This window comes from Paenibacillus phytohabitans, assembly GCF_013141775.1.
Classification (GTDB): domain Bacteria; phylum Bacillota; class Bacilli; order Paenibacillales; family Paenibacillaceae; genus Paenibacillus_AQ; species Paenibacillus_AQ phytohabitans.
Genome location: NZ_WHOB01000012.1, coordinates 40,481 through 66,019 on the forward strand (window position 1 = coordinate 40,481; position 25,539 = coordinate 66,019).

Sequence of the window (25,539 nt, forward strand, 5' to 3'; positions counted from 1 at the left end):
AGCTGTAAGAGCGGCCGAAATTCATACATTCATTAGGAAGAGAAGTGGAGGCTAAACAGATGAGCAATAATGGCATACATAGCGGCGAACGCCCTTTTTATCTGTTTCTCTTTTCAGCCAAGACCCGGGAGGGCCTGATTCGGAGACTTGCGGATCTAAAAGAGTGGATCAAGGAAGAGGCGGACGCCAGTACGGATGTCGGAAATATCGCCTACACGTTATCCGTCGGCAGAAGCCACTTTCCCGAGCGGGCGGCCGTGATTGCCGGTGATCTGCAGGAGCTGGAAACGGAGCTGCTGCGCACCCTGGAGGCGCTTGCTGCGGATACGGGCAGTACCTCCCGCGTTATGCGGCGAAACCAGAACGGGCGTGAGGATCAGCGCAGGCTTGATGACATTGTGGGGAAAGGATCAGCTGGCGGGGCAAACGGGGCTCCAGTCTCCCGGCAAGCGCTGGATGAGGCCGCAGGACTGTATATGGAAGGCTGCATTTGCAGCTGGAACGTCTTGTACAGCGATCGCCAATATAACAAAACACCGCTGCCAACTTATCCGTTTCAGAAACACAAGTATTGGCTGGAGCTGAACACCGCAGCGCCTTTAGCTGCAACAGGAGGCACTGCGGTACAAGCGATAGGCCCGGTACTGGATAGCAACCAGTCTACGGTGCATGAGCAGTGTTTTGCGAAAAAGCTAACCGGCGCAGAGTTCTACCTGAACGATCATATCGTATCCGGCCATAAGCTGCTTCCGGGTGTGGTCCAGCTGGAGATGGCCTTGTCCGCTGCGGCCGCTTCCCTGCCGGGTACAACGGTCCGCGGGATAACCGGTGTTGTCTGGGCTTACCCGATTCAACTGGAAGACGGCGAAGCCGCTAAGACTGTGCAGGTGCGCCTGTATCCGGGGGAAGCGGAAGCTGAACTAGATTATGAGATTACAAGCCTGTCCGAAGGAAATCCGGTCGTTCATAGCCAGGGCAGTATCAGTTACACAGCGGAAGAACCGTCTGGTAATCTGCTGGACACCTTGGATATTACCGCGCTAAGCCAAGGGAAGACGCGCGTCAGCGGAACCCAAATCTATGACAAGTTCAGACAACATCAGCTGCTGCTCGGCCCGTCCTTTCAGTCGATAACTGAAATGTTTGCCGGGGAGACAGAAGCGTTAGCTTTCATCGAACTGCCTGCACATTTGCGCGAAGGCTTCAAGGAATATACGCTGCATCCCACCGTGGTTGACGGAGTACTGGAAGCGGTCATCGGGCTGGTCAGCTCTCAGGAAGAAATGGAGGATGCGGTGGCACTGCCGTATTCTTTTGACAAGCTGGAAATCTTCGGGAGCCTGCCGGCGAGCTGTGTATCCTATGTGAAAAAGCTGGAGTCCGCCAATAGCGGCGGTGACCAGGAGTTCGATGTCGTGCTGGCCGACGGGCAGGGCCGGGTCCTGTTGAAGTTCACCCGCTTTGTACTGAAGGTCTTCCATCAGGGAAGACAGCAGAGCACCGAGGAGATGAGCTTTGCCTACGAGTGGAAGGAGAGCGGTACGTCCCTTCCGCAGCAGGAAACTATTCAAGGTGATGTGCTCTTATTCACCGGGCAGTCTGAGCTATACAAGGAATTTGCCAAGGCCAAAAGCCAGGCCGGTCAGGGCCAGTTAATTATTGTGGAAGCCGGTGCAGAGTACCATCAGGACGGAGAAACACATTACCGGATTAACCCGGAGCAGCCGGCCGATTATACCCGCTTGATTCGTGAATTAAAGAACAGAGGCTGTACGCTGGAGACCATCGTGTATGAACAGCCGGAGGTCGCTGCTGCTTCTGCAGGAGCTGCTGCTGCGGGGGCATATCTGCACCAGCTTTATCTGGCCCAGGCGCTGATGGCTGACAAGGAAAACCGGCATACCCGGGTGATCCAGTTATGCCGGGGCGGGGAGAAAGAGGCTGTACCACCGGAGCTTGGAGCACTGAGAGGATTCAACAAAACGCTCAAGCTGGAGCATTCCAAGCTGCATTTCAGCACGTTGTTCACCGGACAGGCCAGCACGGAGGAGCTGTACCGGATGGTTGCCGCCGAGGTCCAATCAGTTGACGATGAAGTGCTGTACCAGCAGGGCAGAAGATATGTTCATACACTCAAGGAGATTGCTCTGCCCGAGAAGGAAGCCGCGAGTGATATCCTCCGGCCGCAGGGCGTTTACCTCATTACAGGCGGACTGGGCAGGCTGGGGCTGATTGTGGCGGAGCATCTTGCCGGGCAGGTTCAGGCCAAGCTTGTGCTGATTGGCAGATCCGCACTTCAGCCGGGGCAGGAACAGCAAATCGCCCGTCTGCAGAAGCTCGGGGCAGAAGTGCTGTACGTGCAGGCGGATATTTCGCAGGAACAGGCAGCAGCAGCGGCTGTTGCCGAAGCAAGGAACCGGTTCGGCAGCCTGCATGGCATCATTCATGCGGCGGGAGTCACCCGCGATGCACTTATCCAGGTGAAGGACGCGGAGCAGGCCGGCGAAGTGCTTGAGGCAAAGGTCCAGGGGCTGATCTATCTCGACCAGGCAACGCAGGAGGATAAGCTGGATTTCATAGCGGCATTCTCCTCAATAGCTGCAGTGACGGGAAATACCGGGCAGAGCGATTACGCGTATGCCAATGCTTTTATGGACGAATATATGCTATCCCGACATGCCTTGGTGCGATCGGGTCACAGATACGGAAAGTCCCTCTCCATCAACTGGCCGCTCTGGAAAGAAGGGGGGATGCAGGTAGAGGAACAGACGCTCTTGTTCTTCCGGAATACCGTGGGTCTGAAACCGCTGGAGACTGCGGCAGGACTGGGCTATTTCGAGGCAATCCTGAACGGGAATGTACCACAAATATTGCCGCTTCAGGCAAACCGCAAGAAAATCAGCGGGATTCTGGGCCTTGAATCAGCGGTTTCCGGTACAGCTATAACCGGAGAAGGAGCCGGTCACCGGGCGAATCTGGCAGCCGACTTACTGGAGCAGACACAGCAAGCCATCACCGGAGTCATCAGCCGCTTGATGAAGCTGGATGAAGCTGTGATCCATCCCGATCAGGATTTGGGCGAATACGGAATGAGTTCCATTACGTTCACGGATGCGGCGGGTGCGGTCAATGATACGTTCCAGGTGCGGATGACACCGGCGGTCTTTTTTGAATATCCGACGGTCCGCGCGTTATCTGCCCATCTGGCGGAGAGCTATCCGGACGAATTGGCTGAATATTTCAGTCACGGAGCCGCGCAGGCAGCTGTAGCCTCTGTTGATTATGGGCCGGTTAAGGCGGGGATCTCCGGTACGAAGGCCAGACAAGGGTGGAAGGTGCCTCAGCCGGAGTCAGCCGGAGCCGTCAAACGCGAACCGGTTGCCATTATCGGGATCAGTGGAGCTATGCCTGAGTCGAGGGATCTAGAGACATTCTGGGAGCAGCTGCGGCAGCAGAAGGATCTGATCTCGGAGATTCCCGGCGACCGCTGGGATATTCAGGAACTGAACCGGCTGAAGGGCCGCGGCCCGGACAAGCCGATCTCCGGCTGGGGCGGCTTCATGAAGGACATCGACAAGTTTGACTCGGGCTTCTTCGGCATTAACCCGCGTGAAGCCGATCTGATGGACCCGCAGCAGCGGATATTCCTGGAAACCGTGTGGTCTACCCTTGAGGATGCCGGATATAAGGCTTCGGCGCTGTCAGGCAAGAAGGTGGGGCTGTTCGTCGGGGTTTCTACGAATGATTACAGCACTCTACTGCAGGACAACGACATCGAGATTGAAGCTTATTCTTCCACAGGCAGCTCTCACTGCGTACTCGCCAACCGGATTTCTTACCTGCTCAATTTCCGCGGCCCAAGCGAGCCGATTGATACGGCCTGCTCGAGTTCCCTGGTGGCCGTGCACCGGGCGGTGGAGAGTATTCAGAACGGCGACTGCGAACAGGCGATTGCCGGCGGTGTGAACGTGATTGCCGCCCCAACCCTGCACATCTCCTTCAGCCGGGCAGGCATGCTGTCACCGGACGGACGCTGCAAAACCTTCGATCAAAGCGCAAACGGCTATGTGCGCGGAGAAGGTACAGGAGCCGTTCTTCTGAAGCCGTTAAGCCAGGCCGAAGCAGACGGGGATTATATTTATGCGGTTATCAAAGGAACGGCGATCAATCATGGTGGCAAGGTCAGCTCGCTGACGGTGCCGAATCCGAAGGCGCAGGCTGAGGTGCTGGTGGAAGCCTACGATAAAGCCGGAATTTCCCCGGATACCATCAGTTATATCGAAGCTCATGGCACCGGCACCAGCCTGGGTGACCCGGTGGAGATTAATGCGCTGAAAAGCGCTTTTAAGGAGCTGTATCACAGACACGGAATCCCGGTGAGCCGGGAGCAGTACTGCGGACTGGGTGCGGTCAAGACCAATATCGGCCACCTGGAGGCTGCCGCAGGCATTGCCGGAATCCTGAAGGTTGTGCTGGCGATGAAGCATAAGACCTTACCGGGCAACGTTCACTTTAACCAGCTGAATCCGTATATCGAGCTTGAGCATTCGCCTTTTTATATCGTGGAGAAGACGCAGGAATGGACAACGCTTGAAGATGCGCCAAGACGGGCAGGGGTCAGCTCCTTCGGCTTCGGCGGAGTGAACGCCCATGTGGTATTGGAGGATTATACGCCTGCAGCCGCCAGCGATTATTCCGGTTCTGGTTCCGGGCAATCCGGGGAGTCGGGGCAGGGTAACGTGATTATCCTGTCTGCCAAGACCAAGCCCCAGCTTCAGCAAAAAATGCAACAGCTTCTCAGCTACCTGACGCTTCATGGCGATAAGGAAGAGCTTACACTGCATAACATCGCCTTCACGCTGCAGACAGGAAGAGAGGAAATGGCGGAGCGGATGGCTTTTGCCGCCTCCGGCAAGGAGGAACTGGTGAACATTCTGCGCAGCTGCCTCGCCGGGCAGGAACAAGCCCATGCAGTGTGCTACGGTCAGGTATCCGCACAGCCTGCGGCTACACCATCGCTGTCCGCCAAAGCGGGAGACCGGTTATCGGTGCAGCCAGTTACATCCCTGGAGCTTTCGGAGCTGGCGGAACAATGGACCTCCGGAGAGGCGGTGGACTGGAGCCGCCTGTATGTGAACCGGAAGGGCAGACGCATTCCGCTGCCGGTGTACCCTTTTGCCAGAGAAGTCTGCTGGGTCCGTAAAAATACGCGCCGCATCGCTCCCAAGCTGTCGTCCGCAGAAGCGGTTGCCGCCGTACTCCATCCGATGGTTGATAGCAATGTCTCCACTATGGAAGAGGAGAAATTCCGAACGGTGCTGCGGCTGGACCAGTTTTTTGTGAAGGATCACGTGGTCGGCGGCAAGGTTCTGCTGCCTGGTGTAGCCTATCTGGAGATGGTAAGAGCCGCTGCCGATTTGGCGGGAATCACCCCGGTAACGGGGCTGAAGGATGTCAGATGGATTAAGGCTGTGGAGCTGGAGGAAGACCGGAAGGAAATTTACACCTCTTTCTGGCTTGTTGAATCAGGAGAGCTGGAATACCGGGTGTTCAGTGAAGCCGGGGATCAGCGCGTTCTGCATTCCTCGGGGATTATTTTGCAGGAGACACCGGCTTCCGCCCAAACGCTGGAGATTGCGAAGATCAAGGAGAGAAGTACATCCACCTTCGATCATGCACAGTGTTATGACCATATCTTCAAGGGCGTCGGCTTCGATTATGGCCCTGCTTTCCGGGTGACGAAGACTGCTTACTGCTCTGTACAGGAAGGCTTGTCCGAAATTTCTCTGCCACAGCATCTTGAGGCGGATTACGCCGACTATGTGCTGCATCCGTCGATCATCGACGGTGCGGTGCGGTCGCTCTCATGGGCAGGAAGACGCAGCGATGAGGACTTGACGCTCCGGGTGCCGTTCGCCCTGGACCGTATGGAGCTGGTCGGTGAGGTTCCCCGGCAGTGCTACGCCTATGCGAAGCCTGCAGAGGGGGCAACCGGCACGGATGATGAGGGAACGCGGAAGTATGATATCCGGATTACCGACATGGAAGGCCAAGAGGTTGTGCGGCTGTTCGGTTTCTCGATTAAGCAGTACGCATCAGCCAAAGGAGCCGCACCCGTGCAAGCTGCCGGTTTATCGCTGTATGCGTCGGAATGGATAGAAGCTGGTCTGCCGCAGGAATCCGCTGCGCTGTCCTCTATTATAGTGTTCGGCTCAGCGGCTTTGGCCGTTTCTATCCGTGAGCAGGCTACGCAGCAAGGCTTGGCGCCAGACCGCTGCATTCAGGTTCAGGCAGGGGCCGGATATGCCCGGCTGAGCAGCACAGAGTATGTGATCAACCCGGGACAGGCAGCGGATTACCTCCGGTTACTGGAAGCTTTGAACACTCAGGGCGTGGAGCTACAGCATATTGTGCATGGCTGGAATGTGAATGGCGGTGCCGGGGCTGGGGCTGGGGATGCGCTGGAAGATACGGATAGTCTGCAAGAAGGGCTGGCTGAATATCTGGAGGCGCAAATGGATCAAGGGCTGTATTCACTGCTGCATCTCTTGCAGGCGGCGGCAGCATCGAAGCCGAAGTCCAGAATCAGATGCTTATATGCCTATGACAGTGCAGAACATGTGCTGACGCCGCTGAATGAAATGGCTGCCGGATTGGCCCATTCAATCTCTGCCGATCATCCGTTGTTCCAATTGAGTCTTGTTCAGCTAAATGCAGAGGCCCCGGCAGAAGCCGCAGAGCGGTTGGTCCAAGAATTACTGCCGCCGCAGCTTGCTGGCGGGACAGAAATCAGATACGACGGCGGAGCACGTTATCTGCGGAAGCTCCTTCCGCAGCCCATGCTTCACCAGGCCGGAGAATCCAGGTTCATCAGAGGCGGTGTCTATATTATTACCGGCGGCACCGGAGCACTCGGCATGCTGGTGGCGGCTGAACTGGCCGCTACGGTTCAAGCCAGGCTGGTGCTGGCCGGAAGGCAGCCGGTGGATGCGGCCATTCAGGCGAAGCTGGAACATTTGGCGGGTCTTGGCGCAGAAGCGGTCTACCTTCAGGCAGATGTTGCCGACATGGATAGCTCAGTCCGGTTAATCGGACAAGCCAAAGCTCGCTTCGGCGGGATTAACGGCATCCTTCATTGTGCCGGAATCGGCGAGACGGTGAAGGCAGCGGAGAGCAGCAAAGCCGGCTTTGCCCGTATTCTCGGCCCCAAAGTCAGCGGGACCCTGAATCTGGATCTGGCCAGCAAGGATGAAGCGCTGGATTTGTTCATCCTGTTCTCGTCCACCTCTGCACAGATCGGGGATATGGGAGCGGGCAGCTATGCGGCTGCCAATAGCTTCTTGGACCGCTTTGCCGTCTATCGTGACCGTCTTGCCGCACAGCATCAGCGGCAGGGCAAGAGCGTATCCATCAACTGGCCGCTCTGGCAGGATGGAAGATATCAGGTTGCCGCAGCCCAGCAGCAGGTGCTGGCCGATTATTATGGCATGCACATGCTGGACAGCAGAACAGGCCTGGATATTCTGGAGGCTGTGCTAAAAGAGGGTGCCGTGCAGGCCTTCGTCGGCTACGGCGATCCGCACAAAATCGCCCGGGCGCTCGGTATAAGCGGAGCAGGTCAAACTGGTCAAGCTAGTCAAGCTGGTCAGGCGGCGACAGCGGCGCAGCCAGCAAGCAGCAGCGTTGACAGCGGGGAACTGCTGGTACGGACGCAGGCTTATCTTGTCAGCCTGCTTGCCAAGACTCTGGGCATCTCCAGGGACCGGATCGGCCAGGCTTCGCCGCTGGATGCCTTTGGTCTGGATTCGATCATGATTCTGGAGCTGAATGAGTCGCTCCAGCGCGAGTTCAGCGGCCTGCCGACCACATTATTTTACGAATATAACACGGTAGAATCGCTTGCCGGTTACTTCACCGGGCATTACGGAGCCCAGCTTGCTTCCCTATTGAAGCTTGAGCAGCTGCAGAACCCGGAGGCGTTGAAGACGCCGGTACAATTGTCGTTAGACCCGCAGGCTGCGGCCTATACAGCACCGCAGGGCGGACGCTTCCTGCCGAAGGCAGGGGAAGCTGTACCGCCGGTAAGAAACGCGGTGAACAACGGCGGTATGGATATCGCGGTCATCGGCATGGATGGCAGATTCCCGATGGCGGGCAATATCTCCGAGCTGTGGGATAACCTGAGGGAAGGCCGGGACTGCATTACCGAAATTCCCGCTGACCGCTGGGATTACACGCGGGACTACGATGTGGAGAAAGGCAAGAAGGGCAAAATTTACACCAAATACGGCGGTTTTATCGACGATGTGGACAAATTCGATCCGTTATTCTTCCAGATGACACCGCGGGATGCCCAGTTGACGGACCCGCAGGAACGGTTGTTTCTGGAATGCGCCTACCACACCGTTGAGGATGCCGGATACACCCGTGAGAAGCTCGCCCGCTCCAAGGTCGGTGTTTTTGTCGGCGTCATGTATGGACATTATCAGCTTATCGGCACGGAAGGCTACGCCTCAGGCAATCTGGTGGCGCCTAACTCGTCCTTCGCGTCCATCGCTAATAGGGTGTCATATTTGTTCAACTTCCAGGGGCCGAGCATGGCGGTTGATACCATGTGCTCCTCGTCGCTGACCGCGATTCATCTGGCCTGCGAGAGTATCCGCAGCGGTGAGAGCGAGGCTGCGCTTGCCGGAGGCGTCAATGTGACGATCCACCGCAACAAATACGTGTTCCTGTGCAGCCAGCGCTTCGCCTCCAGCGAAGGCAAATGCCGGGCCTTCGGCGAAGGCGGAGACGGTTATGTAGCCAGTGAAGGCGTGGGGGCAGTTCTGCTCAAGCCGCTCAGCAAGGCCATAGAAGACGGGGATCATATCTACGGAGTCATCAAGGGCACGGCAGTGAATTCCGGCGGCAAAACCAGCGGCTACACCGTGCCGAATCCGGGTGCCCAGGCTGCGGCTATTGCCGAGGCCCTCCGCAAGTCGGGCGTGCATCCCAGAACAATCACCAGTCTCGAAGCGCATGGCACCGGGACCTCCCTGGGCGACCCGATTGAAATTGCCGGACTGTCCAAGGCCTTCGGCCAGTACACGGACGAGAAGCAGTTCTGCTCGATCAGCTCGGTCAAATCGAATATCGGACACCTGGAATCTGCCGCCGGGATTGCCTCAGTAGCCAAGGTTATGCTGCAGATGAAGCACCGGATGCTCGCACCGTCGATTCATACGGAGGAACTGAACAGCGGCATCCATTTTGAGGATACGCCATTCTATGTGCAGCGTAGCCTGGACCGCTGGGAGCAAGCTCCGGGCAGCGGAGAGATACGCAGAGCCGGCATCAGCTCCTTCGGGGCAGGCGGAGCGAACGTGCACCTGATTGCCGAAGAATACGTACCGGCACAGGCTGCTGCAGAAATCGCCGGAAGCACGCTGATCGTATTGTCCGCCAAGAACCGGGAACGTCTCATGGAGAAGATTCATGAGCTGCACCGTTTCCTGGAAGCACCGCTTCCGGGAGAATACACACTGGCAAATATCGCCTACACGCTGAGCACAGGCCGGGAGGAAATGGAGGAACGACTGGCCTTTGCCGCCTCGACAATGGATGAACTGAAGTCAGCCCTGCAAGCTATTGCGGCAGGTATTGTCCACGAAGGGGTACACCAAGGCAATTCGGCGGCGGCGCTAACGAACGGAGCCGCCATTCTCGGGAATGACCCCGAGGACATTGCTTATATCGCCGCGCTGGCCCGCAGGAATCAGCTGGAACGGATCGCGAAGCTATGGGTCCTCGGCACGCCGATTGACTGGAGTCTGCTCTTTGCAGGCTATAAGCCGCAGAAGGTTTCCCTGCCGCTGTATCCTTTTGCCAGAGAACGATATTGGCTGGAGAACACGGGAAGCGGCAGCACGGGAACAGCTGTAACAGCAGCGAACGGACAAGCAGGGAACGGGCTAATGCCTGAAGGGCTGCTCGCACTGCACCCGCTGCATCCTCTGGTGGATGTCAATATCTCCACACTGCGCGAGCAGCGGTTCCGCAAGCGGCTCTCTGTCGAGCAGTTCTACCTGCGGGATCATATCGTTGCGGAGCAGATGCTGTTGCCCGGTGTCGCTTACATTGAGATGGCCAGAGCTGCAGGTGAAATCGCCGCCGAAGCCACGGTCAGCGCGGTCCGGGACATTGTCTGGCTGAAGCCGGTGGTGATGACAGAGGATGCCATGGACCTGGATATCGTTCTGGAGCCTGAAGGGGAGGCCGTGCATTATGAAATCTTCAGTAATGCCCGGAGCGGCAAGGTTGTTCATTCCAGAGGCGTTCTGGAATTCGCTGAGGTGCCTGCATCCCGGAGAAGCCGGAGTCTGGACCTGGATGGAATCAAGGGCCGCTGCCCGGGCCGCAAGGATAAATACGAATGCTACCAGCATGTATTCAAAGGAATTGGCTTCGATTACGGTCCTTCCTTCCAGGTGACAGAAGAGGTGCTGAGCGGGAAGGAAGAGACGCTGGCCCGCTTGTCCCTGAACGAGGCCTACAGAGCCGCATTGCCTGAATTTGTACTTCACCCGGCGTTATTCGACGGGGCGGTACGCTCGGTGGCCGCAGGTAGGGATGAAGCAGGCAGAGCCACGCACATTCCGTTCTCGATGGGGAACATCGGGATATTCGCACCGATTCCTGCCGACTGCTATGTGTACACCCGGGTGAAGGAGCAGCCGGGAGAGAACAATCAGGGATTGAACATTTTTGATATTGCCATTCTCGACCTGGACGGCCATGAAGTGGTCAGAATCGAGGATTTCATCGTCCGGCCGTTTGCCGGTAAGCCGGAAGGCCGTCGCCCGGAGGAAGAGATATTCTACTATACTCCGGTCTATGAGAATGAGGCGCTTGTCCCGGTAATGGGCGCAGAGCGGCGGAATGTTCTGATCTTTGGCGAACCGGCAGGCGGCGGCAACGGTGATAAGGATGCCACTTATCCTCCGCTCCATATGTTGCCAAGCGGAGCAGACGGCTGCGTCTGGATTACACCACATACGGAATACCGGGCACGTCAGGGAAATCATATAGCGATTAACCCTCAGAGGGAAGCGGATTATGTGAGACTGCTGCAGGAGCTGCGGGAGAGCGGCTTTGACGCCACCCATGTCCTGCATCAATGGGCAGGAGCGGCAGCGCCGCTGCCGCTGACTGCGCTAAGTGCTGACACGTTCCAGCCTGTGCTGACACAGATGCTGGAGAACGGCGTATTTTCCGTCGTCTCACTGTTCAAAGCCTTCGTCCGGGTATACGGACAGCGGCCGCTGAAGCTGCTGTTCATCTACCGGACAGACCAGGGAGCTTTCTCGGCTCCTCATGAACTGCTTGCCAGCTTCGCGAAGTCGATTGTAACGCTGCACCATAAGTTCCAGATTGCCAGCGTATCGGCGGATGACCATACAATCAGCGGTGCGGGCTTCCAGGAAAGACTTTATCAGGAGCTGTTCTCTTCAGAGAACACAGGTCATGCGGATATCCGTTATACCGGAGGACAGCGGCAGGTGCGGAAGATCAGACCGCTGGAGCATGGCGGCAGGAAGACGGCTGATGCATCCCCCGTAACTTTTAAAGAGAACGGTGTGTATCTGATTCCGGGCGGTACAGGCGCGCTGGGCATGATTTTTGCCAGATATCTTGCCCGCACTTACCAGGCCACCGTTATTTGCACCGGCAGACAGCCGGCAAGTGAGCGGACGGATGTCTTCATGGCGGAGCTGGGGCGGCTTGGAGGAGAGGGCCGTTATCTTCAGGGCGATATCGCAAGCGCCGGGGATGTGAAGAAGATCATGGGCAGCATCAAGAACGAGTTCGGCGTGCTTGACGGTATCATCCACTGTGCAGGCCAGGGCGGATCAGTACCAGTAACGGGAACGGACCGCGCGGCAGGCCGGGAGATCATGAATTCCAAGGTACAAGGCTTGATCCACCTGGACCTGTTCAGTACGGATTTTGATCTCGGTTTTCTGATCCTCTTTTCCTCCATTTCGGTGGAGCTGGGTGATCTGGGCGTTGGTTATTATGCCATGGCCAACAGCTTCATGGACCGTTATGCACAGCTTAGAAATGAATCAGTGTCACAAGGGAAGCGCAAGGGCCGGACGATTTCGGTCAATTGGCCGCTGTGGAAGGACGGGGGATTTGAAATTCCCGAGAGTGAGTCGGCGTTCTATTCCAGCTACCTGGGCATGAGCATGATGGATGAGGATACGGGCATCCGGGCTTTTGAAGCCATCTGCCAGGCGGGCAGCGGCAATATCATAGTTGCTGCAGGGAACAAGCCCAAGATTGATCATGCGTTCAAGCTGGAAAAAAACACACCGGTGCAAGAAGTTCCGCTAGAGGACAAGGAGGCCATTGTTGACCTGCTGACCCGGCTGCAGGCCGGAGAGATGAGCGAAGCGGAAGTGGAACAGTGGATGGGGGGCCTACGATGAGTGACGCAAACCTGGAAATGGGCAGAATTCTGGAGCAGATCAAGCGGGGAGAGATAGATCCTGAGCAGGGCTATACACTGATCCGGCAGCTGAAAAGCCAGCCCGCAGTGCAAGCAGACACCAAGCGGACAACCGGATCAAAAGCAGACGCACAGGGAGGCCAAGGGCTGCATGATTATGCTGTCCAGTATTTGAAGGGGCTGCTCTCGCAGGTCATCGGTCTGGAGACAGACCGGATCAATGCGGGGCAGAGCCTGGAGGAGTACGGGGTGGATTCGGTGGCGATTATGGAGATCAACTCGCTGCTGGACAAGGATTTTCCGAATCTTCCGAAGACGCTGATGTTCGAATACGGTAACTTGGCTGAGCTTGCCGGGTATTTTGTTCAGAATCAGCGGGCGCTACTCGAAGGGCAGGCCGGGTACCGGCAGACCCGCGAGAATCATCAGGCGGCTAAGCCCGCCGTACCGGCGGCAGACCTTGCACCGGTTCAGAAGAAGAGTGAAGAACCTTCGAAGAAATACAGGACCTTCGTAACGCCTGGCAAGAGCCGGGACCAGGCAGTGGAGCAGGCTCATCCGGCAAAGGACGAGGGGATTGCGATCATTGGCATCAGCGGCGCTTTTCCGGGTGCCCGCAATCTGGATGAATTCTGGAATAATCTGAAGAACGGTGTTGACTGCATTTCCGAGATTCCGCCGCAGCGGTGGGATCACAGCCGATTCTACGATCCGGAGAAAGGCAAGAAAGGCAAAGTGTACAGCAAGTGGGGCGGTTTTATCGACGAATATAACTGCTTTGATCCGCTGTTTTTTCAGCTGACGCCAAGGGATGCGGAGCAGCTAGACCCGCAGGAGCGCCTATTCCTGGAGAGTGCACACAGCGCTATTGAGGATGGCGGCTATACCCGGCAATCCCTGTGGAACAGTAAGACAGGTGTGTTCGTCGGCGTCATGTACGGCCACTACCAATTGTACGGAGCGGAGGAGACCGCCAAGGGAAATACCCTGACACTCAGCTCGTCGTATGCCTCCATCGCCAACCGGGTGTCCTATTTCTTTAATTGGAACGGGCCCAGCATTGCGCTGGATACGATGTGTTCCTCGTCGCTTACTGCGCTGCATCTCGCCTGCGAGAGCATTTACCGGGGAGACAGCGAGATTGCGATCGCGGGGGGAGTGAATGTCACCATTCACCCGGATAAGTATCTGTTCCTCTGCAATCAGCGGTTCGCGTCGAGTGAAGGCAAATGCCGCGCCTTCGGCAGCGGCGGAGATGGGTATGTTCCCGGCGAAGGGGTGGGTGCACTGCTGCTGAAGCCGCTCGCCAAAGCAATGGAGGACGGAGACAACATCTATGGGGTGATCCGGGGAACCTCGATTAACCATGGCGGCAAGACGAACGGCTACACCGTTCCCAATCCGAATGCGCAGTCGAATATTATCGCGGAGGCGCTGCGCAAATCGGGCGTCCATCCACGGCATATCAGCTATATGGAGGCACATGGAACGGGAACCGCGCTCGGCGATCCGATAGAGATCAGCGGCTTGACCAAAGCCTTCAGAACCCGGACGGCAGATAACCAGTACTGCGCGATCGGCTCGGTCAAAAGCAATGTTGGTCATCTGGAATCGGCGGCCGGGGTGGTCTCCATCATTAAGGTGCTGCTGCAAATGAAGCATAGGCAGCTTGTACCCTCGCTCCATTCCGAGGTGCTGAATCCGAATATTAACTTTGCGGAGACCCCTTTCTATGTTCAGCGCCGCCTGGAAGAGTGGAAGCCTGCCGTTATTGAAGAGGGAGGCGTGTCCAGGGAACGCCCGCGTTATGCGGCGGTAAGCTCATTCGGCGCAGGCGGCACGAACGTGCATGTCATCCTGGAGGAATACATGGGGAAGCCGGAAAGTGTCTTGTCCGCACCGCACATTGACCACGGCCGTGGGCCGTACATCTTTATTTTATCCGCCAAAAACAAGGAACGGCTGAACGCTTATGCCAAGCATGTCCTTGATTACATTGATCTGCACACGGTGTGGCAGGGAAATGCGCCGGAAGAGATCAGCAGCACTGCACTTAGAAAATATGTGATCGCCGACATCACCGCCTGCTTCCTCCAATCGGCCCTCCTGCCTGCATACATCAGCGCCCAGGAGGCCATTGAGGAATACGGCCTGTCCAAAGAAGAGCTGATGGGTGCTGCGGACGCTCTTTATGAAGCCTATCCGGTCCGGCTGCCTATGGGCCTCCTGACGGGCAGTGCCACGATTGAAGGCATTGCCGGTCATCTGCTGGAGCAGCTGGGTTCAGCAGCCATTGCGGCCAGACATGGACTTGGAGCGGGAACGGCAGAATCAACGGAAGATGTGGAAAGCTCAATAGATACGAACCGAACGGCCACCTATGATTTCCGCCTGGAAGAGCTGATCTATACGCTTCAGGTTGGCCGGGAGCCCATGGAAGAAAGACTGGCGATCGTGGTATCCGGTACGCAGGAGCTGAGGGAGAAGCTGAGCCAGTTTCTGGCCGGCAGCCGCAAAGTCTCCGAGGTCTATGCGGGAAATATCAGCTCCGGCAGCGAGATCCGCGATGTTTTCACGGAAAGTGAGGAAGGGGAAGCCTTCCTGCTGTCCCTGGTGCAGTCCGGCAAGCTGAGCCAGCTCTGCAGATTGTGGGTTAGCGGGGTGAGCTTCAACTGGCAGCTGCTGTATGCGCAGAGCAAGCCGGGCAGAATCTCCTTACCGACTTATCCGTTCGACCGGACACGCTACTGGTATAACTCTACGGAAGCCGCTGCAGCAGTATACAGCAGCAAACCCGCAGCCCTGGCGGCGGTCATCGATTCCAATGAATCTGTATTTGAGGAGCAATGCTACAAAAAAAGCTTAAGTGCAGCCGATGCCTACCTGCGCGATCATGTGGTCCAAGGCCGGATGGTGCTGCCGGGAGTGGTCTATCTCGAAATGGCCTGGCGGGCAGGGGTGCTCTCCAGCCGGGAGTGGAAGGTGCAGTCGGTTACCGATGTGAAATGGCGCAGAACGCTGGAGCTGCCGGCAGACAAGGATGTCCAGGACATCTTTGTGGGGCTGGTTGCCCAGGAAGACGGGATCGGAGCCAGCATCTATTCCCTGAACGGGAACGGTCAAAGAGTACTGCACTGCACCTGTACGGTGAATTATGCAGACGGTGAAGCCGAAGCCGCGGATGCGGATGCTGTGGATATTCCGCACATCCTCCAAACAGCCAGCCACACCCTTTACCGCGAAGACTGTTATGAGCTGTTCTCGGCTCACGGAATGAAATACGGCCCGAATCTGCGGACCATTGAAGCGGTATATACCGGGGATCACGGCACCTTGTCCAAGCTGACACTGCCTGTACACACGCAAATGCCGCTTCAGGAATATATCCTGCATCCCGGATTTGCCGACGGAGCGATGCAGACAGCATTGTATTCGGTGCTCAGCGGCCAGCGGCAGAATGGAACCTTTGTCCCGTTTGCCCTGCAGACTGTAGAGGTCTACAGACCGTTGACACCTGTGAGCTATTGTCTGGTTGCGCCTGCCGCTTATGCGAAGGAGCAGGATATGCAGTTCGATTTGCTGCTGCTTGACAGCTCAGGCCTGCCTGCTGTGCGTTTCTCCTGTCTTTCAGGAAGAGATTTGACGTCTTCGGCGCAGAACACGAGGGCGGCGGATGCAGAGTCGGCCGCTTTGGCGGGGACTGCGCTGCTGGATGAGATGCTGACCAAGCTGCTGAACGGAGAAGCCGGGGTAGACGAAGTTGAGAGAATGCTGGGGGGAATCTAAGTGAGATCAATTATTGAAAGGATCGCCAGCGGAGCCATCTCCAAGGAGGAAGGCCTCCGGCAGATTGCGGCGCTTAAGCGCTCGGATAAGCAAGTGCGCCTAACCTTCACCAAGACTTTGGCGGAACAGCCGCTTACAGACCTTAAAGGGGATTCTCTCGGACATGTGCTCGTTCTGGCAGCCGATAGGGGTCTTGAGCCCAAGCTGCGCGGCCAATTTTCCTCCTTGTTCCAGTCTCTTACGTTTGTAACGGCGGATGAAGCCGGCACCGGCGCGGAAACAGGGCTGGACAGGCTTCCTTTGCAGGATCAGGAGGATTATACACGGCTGCTGTCCGGCCTGGAGCGGCAGGGACGTTTTCCCGGCAGCATTCTTCATCTCCTGTCCCAGGAGGAAGTGGCCGATGGAGAGGCGGATGCTGCCATGGAGAGCGGCGTATATTCAATGTTTGCGCTGACCAAAGCCCTTCTGTCCTTCAAAAAACGCGCAAAGGTTAATATCCTGTTCCAATATAAACAAGCGGAGAATCATGCGGTGCATGCTGCACTGGACGGTTTTGTGAAAAGTGTCATGATCGAGAACCCAGGCCTGCTGTACAAGACGGTATCCACCGATCTCGGCCGCGAAGCTTTTGACCCGCAACTGCTGGAGCAGCTGCTGCTGGAGCTTGGCTCCATGCAGAACGGCCACCGGGAAATTTATTACCGGGGTTCCCGGCGGTATGTGCCGGTTCTTGAACGGTATACTGCTCCGGCAGATCACCTCCCTGTACGGCAGCAAAGTCCCGCAGCTCATCCGGTCTACCTCATCACAGGCGGGCTGGGTGCGCTCGGCTACACGCTGGCCCGGCATTTGGCAGATACCCGTGCGGCAAGCCTTATTCTAACCGGAAGAACGCCGCTGAACCGTGCGCTGGAAGAGAAGCTGCAGGCGCTGCACAGAAACGGCAATCAGGTGAGGTATGTCCGTGCCGACGTGGCAAGTCCAGCCGATACCCTGGCGCTGCTCTCCGAAGTCAAAGCCGGCTTCCCCCGGCTTCATGGCATCCTGCACTGTGCCGGAATGACCAGCGATTCCTTCATCCTGCATAAGGAGCGGGAAGAGCTTGAACGGGTGCTGGACGCGAAAGTTGCCGGTACGCAGAACCTGTATGAGGCATTTGGGCAAGAGCCGCTGGAGTTCATGCTGCTGTTCTCCTCCATCTCCGCCGTGACCGGCAATGTGGGGCAATGCGATTATGCTTACGCCAACAGCTTCATGGACCATTTTGCCAATGAAAAAAGAGCCGCTGCCGGTGTAAACATCCTCTCCGTCAACTGGCCGCTGTGGCAGGAGGGCGGGATGATGACAACAGCGGACAGCCTGGACATTATGCGGAGGAACCTGGGGATATCGGTCCTGCCTACCGCCGAGGGACTGGATGCATTCGATAAGCTCAGCCGCCAAATGGCGGAGAATGCCTTAGTACTCTATGGTGATGCTGCACGGATAGAGCAAGCGGTAGAGGCAATCAATTGTCCGCAGCAGGGGGACAAGCCAAGGGCTGACACGGCGGTTGCCGGTGGCGGAGCTGTATTATTGCCTGAAGCATCACCCGCTATATCTATAGATACGGAGGCGCTGAAGCAAGGCGCGGAGCAATATTTGAAGAGTATTTTCATCAAAGTCACCAAAATTCCGCCGCATGCGCTGGGCCTGGATGATTCGTTCGAGAAGATCGGCTTTGATTCCATTATGGCGATGAGCATCAACGAGGAGCTGGAGGCCAGCTTCGGCGAGCTGTCCAAAACGCTGTTGTTCGAATACCAGACGCTGCGGGAATTGAGCGAATATTTCACTGAGCAGCACAGGGAGGTACTCGCCGGTCTGATTGAGCCTCCTGCCGCCAAGAAGGCTGCCGTGCCGCCGCAAGGACTTCGTTCAGATGTGCGTCCGCAGCTCCCAGGCAAAACGCCTATTCCGCCTAAGCGGATTCAGCCTTCCGCAAACGCCGGGCAAGCTGCCAGGCAGCGGGACCGCAGCCGGGGGAATGAGGATATTGCGATCGTCGGCGTCAGCGGAAAATTCCCGATGTCCCCGGATCTGCAGGCCTTCTGGAATAACCTGCTTCAGGCGCAGGACTGCATTACCGAAATTCCCGCAGACCGCTGGAGCATTGACGAATATTACACTACGGATAAGAACCAGCTCGGCAAAATGTACTGCAAATGGGGCGGATTCCTTGACGATGTGGACCGCTTTGATGCTTTGTTCTTCAATATATCGCCCCGGGAAGCGGAGATTATGGACCCGCAGGAGCGGCTGTTCCTGGAGTGCGCCTACAGCGCCATTGAGGACGCCGGATATACGCGTGATACGCTGGGCAGCCGCAAGGTCGGTGTTTTTGCCGGTGTGATGTATGGCCAGTATCAGCTCCTGGATGCCGAGATTGACGGCAATAAAATCGCCTTATCCTCCGTCTATGCGTCGATTGCCAACCGGGTGTCCTATCATCTCAACCTGAATGGACCGAGCATCGCACTGGATACGATGTGTTCCTCGTCGCTCACTTCGATCCATCTGGCCTGTGACAGCATCCGCCGGGGCGAGAGCGATTTTGCCATCGCGGGGGGTGTGAATGTCTCGATTCATCCCGATAAATACATATTCCTAAGCCAGCAGAAGTTCGCGGCCAGTGATGGGCGGTGCAGAAGCTTCGGTGAAGGCGGAGACGGATATGTTCCCGGGGAAGGCGTTGGCGCTGTTCTACTGAAAACGGTGGACCGGGCAGTACAGGATGGCGATCATATCTACGCCGTAATCAAAGCCAGCTCCATCAACCATGGCGGCAAAACCACAGGCTATACCGTGCCGAATCCGTCCATGCAGGGTGCGGTGATTCAGGAGACCTTGCAGGCTGCGGGGATTCATCCGCGTACGGTCAATTATATTGAAGCCCATGGCACAGGAACCTCGCTCGGTGATCCGATTGAGGTCAGCGGATTGGTCAAGGCCTTCAAGGAGGGGACAGGCGACAAGCAGTTTTGTGCCATCGGCTCAGTGAAGTCCAACATCGGACACTGCGAATCTGCAGCCGGGATCGCGGCCATCACCAAGGTGCTGCTGCAAATGAAGTACGGCGTGCTTGTTCCCTCGCTTCATTCCGAGGAGCTGAACGGCCACATTAACTTTGAGGAAACGCCTTTTTATGTGCAGCGGCAGACGGGTCCGTGGGATCGTGTGTCGCTGCCGGAAGGCGGAGGTCAGAAGGAATATCCGCGCCGGGCAGGGGTCAGCTCCTTTGGGGCAGGCGGAGCCAATGCGCATATTATTCTGGAGGAATATATCCCGGCCCCGCAGAGCAGCAGTCAAGACAACAAAGGCAGCGGAGAGCCGTACATCATTGTCTTATCCGCCAGAGCAGAGGACCGGCTGAAGGCTTACGCGCTGAAGCTGGCACAGTATCTGGAGTTGCCAGAAGCGGAAGCGGCCAGTCTTAAGGACATTGCCTATACGCTGCAGGTGGGACGGGAGTCTTTTGCAGAGAGGCTGGCGATCATTGCCGGTTCGGTCTCTGAGCTCAAAGCGCTGCTGGATGAATTCAATCAGGGCCGATTACCGGGCGGCAAGGTATACCGTGGCAATGTCAAAGGCTTCAAGGATTATATCGAGCTGTTCAACGCGGGTCAGGCGGGAATCTCTTATGTAGACCTGCTGCTGGACGGCGGCAATACCGGTAAAATAGCCCAGCTCTGGTCCCTGGGACTGGATGTGGACTGGCGAAAGCTGTATGAAGGGGACAGCTGCACAAGAGTTCCGCTGCCGACCTACCCCTTTGCCCGGAACCGTTATTGGGTCAGCGAGGTGAAGCGGCGGGAAATCCGCGTCCCGGCTCTGCTCCCGGAGGCTGCCGGTATGGGAGAGCTGGTCGAGCATAATCTGTCCACCATCGACGGCTACCGTTTCTCTTCCCGGTCTGCGGTGATCAGCAGCTGCTATGAGCCCTACACCTGGCAGGGACAAGAATACATGAACGGCTTCGGTCTGCTGGCGTTTGCACGGGAGGCACTGGAGCTGGCCGGCTATAAGCAGGAAGGGCTGCTGCTGAAGAATATGGTGTGGTCAGGTCTGATGGACCGGCAGCAGCTTCCGCCGGCACTGGACGTTCACATTTTCCCGGACAGGGGAACCGGAGCGGCCGAGATCCGGATCGGGGAGCAGGTCGTCTTTCAATGTGAGGCAGTTGAAGAGGTCAACCAGATCGTAGATGCAGTCTATGCAAAGAAAGATATTCCGGAAGCAGGACAAGGGGAGCCGGTCCTGAAGCAGGCCCGGAAGGCACTACGCTTACTCTATGGCATGGAGTCCGGACTGAAGCATGTCACCGGCTTGCGGCAAGACAAGAACAGCTTGCTGGCCTTTGTTGATCTCGGTGACGCCCCGGCTGATTCATTCTCCGCCGCAGCCGTGAATTCAGCCTGCCACACTCTGCTAGCCCTCGCTGCGCTGGAGCATCCGCAGCATCCGGCGGTGCTACATTCCATCCGCCAAATGTCATTCCGGCACAAGCCGTTGCAGCAATTCGTGATTCGTGCCGAGCACATTGCCGGGGATGAATACACACTGGCTGTATTAACCGGAGATGGGGCAGTGGTCTGGATAATGCAAGGCGTTCGTCTTGCCGCTCTTCAGGCACAGGAGGTACAGGAACGGGAAACCGTCCAGTATTACACCACCGCGTGGACCCCAAGTCCGCAGGAGACGGCCGGAAATCTGACCGGTGATGTGGTGCTGTTCCTGGATGATATACAGGAGCTGCCGCACTTCAAGCGCAGCTTCGCAGCGGGCGCAAGGCTGATCTTCGTCACCGCCGGGGAGCAATATGCCCAGCTTGGTGACAATCTCTACAGCTTGCGCTTTGACGACAAGCAGCATATTCATACGCTGCTGGAATCTCTGCAGGCGCGGCGTGTAAGCCTGACGCAGATTATATATTTGGCAGCTTCGGCTGCAATGAAGCCGCGCGACAAGCTGAATCACAGCGTATACCCGCTGCTGTTCCTGACCCAGGCGCTGATGGAGAGTAAGGCTGCGGCCGGCATCCGGCTGCTGTATGCCTTCAGGGAGACAGGGGATGCAGGCAGTCTGCTGGATGCCTCAATGGGCGGATTCATCAAGACGCTGCACCTGGAGAGCCCGAATTACAACTTCAAGACCGTCTCCCTGGCAGCTTCGCTGCCGCAGGAGGAGCTTCATTCCATTCTGGAACAAGAGCTGCTGCTGGACCCTGGGGAGCAAGAGGTTCAATACAGCAGCGCGGGCCGGTTCGTCAAGCGGCTCGTTCAAGCCGGAAGTGAAGCAAAGCCCGGCACTCCGGTGACCGTCAGAGCAAACGGTGTGTACATCATTACGGGTGGGCTTGGCGGGCTGGGGCGCGTGTTCGCCGCTTATTTGGCCGAAACGGCGCAGGCGCAGCTTGTCCTGACCGGCCGTTCGCCGCTGGACCGGGAGAAGGAGGAGAAGCTCGCGGCGCTCCGGGCGCACGGGGGTTCTGCCGAATACCTCGTTTCGGACGCCGCAGACGGGCAGGAAGCAGGGGAGCTTGTCGGCTATGTGAAGCAGAAATACGGCCGGATTGACGGCATTCTGCACTGTGCGGGGATTCACCGGGATGCTTTTATTCTGAACAAAGACCAGGCAGACTTTGACCAGGTCATCTCCTCCAAGATCCTCAGCACACTGAATCTGGATCAGGCTGCACAGGAGGAGAAGCTGGATTTCATCCTGCTATTCTCCTCCATTACCGGAGAGACAGGCAATCCCGGGCAGGCGGATTACGCCTATGCGAACAGCTTCATGAATGAATTCGCGGTCTACCGTGAACGGCTGGCTGAAGCAGGCGCCCGGTCCGGGCGCACCTTCTCCGTGGCCTGGCCGCTGTGGGAAGCGGACGGCATGCAGCTGACCACGGAACAGCGGAGGATGCTGGAGCTGCAGACCGGCCTGACGCCGCTCCCTGTGCAGCAGGGCATCGCAGCTTTTGAATACTTGCTCCAGCAGGGCAATATCAATCCGCTGATTGTCGGATACGGTCAGCCGGAGCGCGTAAGCAGGCTGCTGGAGCGGATTAACCGCGTTGATCCGGCGGAAGCGGAGATTCACCCGGAGGAGCTTGAAGATAGCAGCCTCTCTGGCACTGACTTGCTGGACCGGACGCTGCACTATCTGACGGAGCTGTTCAGCGGACTGCTTAAGCTTCAGCCGGAAGAGATTGATATTACCGCCGAATTTGAGGAATACGGTATTGAATCGGTGATGGTCGGCTATTTCAACGGCAAGCTGGAAGAGGATCTCGGCGAGATTTCCAAGACCCTGCTGTTTGAATACCAGACCCTTAAGAGCCTCGCTGCACATATGGTCAGCCGCTACACCGGTGCTTTGAACAAGCTGTTCCGCTCTCACGGTTCAGGCCGGGAGCTCCCGGAGCAGGCTGTTTCTTCTTCAACCGCTGATTTGGCAGGCCAGCCGGTAATCTCTGCCGCCCAGCCGCTGGTATGGAAAGAACTGACCTCCTTCGCGGGACAAGGCGGGCAAAGGGGTACAGCCCATGCGGCGGCCGGGAAGAGCGAGGAGATCGCAATTATCGGTCTAAGCGGGAAATATCCGCTGGCCGGAGATATTTACGAATTCTGGGATAATATCGCTGGCGGAAGAGACTGTATCCGCGAGATTCCCGCAGACCGCTGGGATTATAAGAAATATCTGGGCGGAAGCTTCGAGAAGGTGCAGGAAGGCAAAATGTACAGCAAGTGGGGCGGGTTCCTCGATGATGTGGACAAATTCGATCCGGCATTCTTTAATATTGCGCCGCGGGAAGCAGTGATCATGGACCCGCAGGAACGGATGTTTGCCGAGACGGTCTGGTCGGCTCTGGAGGATGCAGGCTACACCAAGAAGAAGCTGCAGCGGGACGGGGAGGAACACGGCGCGAATATCGGCGTTTTTGCCGGAGCGACCACCTATTCGTACCAGCTGTGGGGACCTGAGGAATGGGAAAGGGGCAATCTTTCGGCCATGCCGAACGTGTCGCCATGGTCCATCGCCAACCGGATTTCCTATATGTTCAACTTCAGCGGTCCCAGTCTGGCGATAGACACCGCCTGCTCGTCGTCACTTGCCGCCATTCATGCGGCGTGCGAGAGCCTGAAGAACAAAGAATGCCGCCTTGCGGTAGCGGGCGGAGTGAACTTATATCTGCATCCTTATAAATATGTGCTGATGTGCCAGACCAAAATGCTGTCTCCGACGGGGAAATGCCACAGCTTCGGCGATGCCGCTGACGGCTTTGTCCCCGGCGAAGGGGTGGGGGCCGTTCTCTTAAAGCCTCTGAGCGAAGCGATTAAGGATAAAGATCATATCTATGGCGTGATTAAGGCGACCGGAATCAACCATGGCGGCAAGGTCAGCGGTTATACCGTTCCGAATCCGAATGCCCAGGTCAGCCTGATCTCCAAGGGGCTGAAGCAGGCGGGAGTGGATGCAAGCAGTCTCTCTTATGTCGAGGCGCACGGCACAGGGACCAAGCTGGGAGATCCCATCGAGATTAATGCGCTCAATCAGGTATTTGCTGAAGCAAATCCGCCCAAGCAGTCCTGTGCCATCGGTTCGGTCAAATCCAATATCGGCCACCTGGAAGCGGCAGCAGGCATTGCCTCCATTACGAAGGTACTTCTGCAGATGAAACACCGGAAGCTTGCCCCTTCCATCCATGCGGAGCAGACCAATGCCAATATTGATTTTGCCAATTCTTATTTCCGAGTACAGCATGAGCAGGCACCTTGGACGGTTGCCGGACCGGACGGCTCAGCCGTAAGGCGGGCCGGTGTCAGTTCCTTCGGGGCCGGTGGAACCAATGCCTATGTGCTTATTGAGGAATACACCGCTGAAGTCCAGACGGGTGTGCCTTCGGCACAGCCTGGTTCCGGCAATGGACACAGCAGCGATGCTCAGGTCATCGTGCTGTCAGCCAAGACACCGTATTCCCTGAAGCAAATGGCCGTGAAGCTGCGCTCATTCCTGGAAGGCAATCCGGATACCGCGCTTGCGGATGCCGCATACACCTTACAGACCGGACGGGAAGAAATGACCTGCCGCCTGGCCTTTGCCTGCTCCAGCATCGCGGAATTACAGGCGAAGCTGGACAGCTATCTGGCCGGTGAGAACCTGGAAGACATCTATTCCGGCAAGGTATCCAAGCGGACGAAAGGGACAGTGCTCACGGCCGGAGTTGCTGCAGAAGTAGCAGCTGAATGGGTGCAGGGGGCCGAGGTTGAGTGGCCGAAGCTGCATTCGGGCGAGGAAGTGCGGATTATACCGCTGCCGACCTATGCTTTTGAAAGAGAGCGTTACTGGATCACCCGGACCGAATCGCCGGCTTCCGCAAAGGGCGGGGAAGAACGCAAGCTGCATCCGCTGGTGGACCGCAATCTGTCCAGCTTCAGCAAGCAGCGGTACGAGACGGTCCTTCAGGCGTCTGATAGGAACAGCGGACTGGCGAATACAGCCTTTATCGAGCTGTTCCGCATCACCGCAGAGCTGTCACTGGAGTCGCCCTGCCATGTGATTGAGGATGTGATTTGGGGAGTGCAGCCGCAGCCTGGGGCGGCGGACAGCCTTATGACCTCCCTGTATGAAGCTGGAGCGCACATTGAATGTGAGACAGGCTATGACAACGAGCAAGGTGACTATGTTATTTGTGCCCAGGGTAAAGTCGCAGCAGCACCATACAGACCTGCAGCCGCAGTAACGCCATTCCGTATGGCTGAACTGGGCGCGTCCGCTGCGTGGCCTGAGCCTAATACCACCGCCTTTCAGCATATTGAGACTATTCATGAGCTGCGGACCGGTGCACATCAGGCGGCAATCAGCGTTCGCCTTAAAGAAACTCTGGACTCGGCGCAGAACCGGGAGCTGCTTCACTATTCGGCTGTTGAAGAACTGCTGGGTTGCCTGGTGCGGCTGGCTGCACAGGCAGACCGGGTGGAATACCGCAAGCTGCTGAGATGTACGGTGCTCGGTCCGCTGACCCAGGATGTTCAGATACTCGCCCGGTGGCGGACGATGAGTGACGGGCTGACAGCAGTTGACATCTCGATCCTTGATCCGCAAGCGCGGGTTCTGATGACCATGGAAGAGCTGACCCTGAAGCTCACAGGAGCCCCAGTCTTAGACGCAGAACGGCCGGGAGTACCCGCAACCGTCTGAACAGGTCAAGCGCCAGA

3 protein-coding genes are annotated in these 25,539 nt (G+C 57.1%); all 3 read left to right on the forward strand.

From position 1 onward, the window contains the following. Positions 1–59: 59 nt before the first annotated feature. The 3 genes from GC101_RS00815 to GC101_RS00825 are packed head-to-tail and all read left to right on the forward strand — an operon-like array spanning position 60 to position 25,522. Complete coding sequence (locus GC101_RS00815; protein WP_171715711.1) at positions 60–12,473, forward strand: SDR family NAD(P)-dependent oxidoreductase; 12,414 nt, start codon at positions 60–62, stop codon at positions 12,471–12,473. Further along, entirely contained in the window at positions 12,470–16,279 is a 3,810-nt protein-coding gene (locus GC101_RS00820; RefSeq protein WP_171715712.1) for a beta-ketoacyl synthase N-terminal-like domain-containing protein, read from the forward strand. Before GC101_RS00815 ends, GC101_RS00820 begins: the two co-directional genes overlap by 4 nt. Beyond that, complete coding sequence (locus tag GC101_RS00825; RefSeq protein ID WP_171715713.1) at positions 16,280–25,522, forward strand: SDR family NAD(P)-dependent oxidoreductase; 9,243 nt, start codon at positions 16,280–16,282, stop codon at positions 25,520–25,522. It abuts the gene before it with no gap. The last annotated feature ends 17 nt before the right edge of the window (positions 25,523–25,539 follow it).

Excerpts from the sequence above, each read along its gene's own strand:
- GC101_RS00815 (WP_171715711.1), top strand. The coding sequence starts at position 60 with ATGAGCAATAATGGCATACATAGCGGCGAACGCCCTTTTTATCTGTTT.
- GC101_RS00820 (WP_171715712.1), top strand. The coding sequence starts at position 12,470 with ATGAGTGACGCAAACCTGGAAATGGGCAGAATTCTGGAGCAGATCAAG.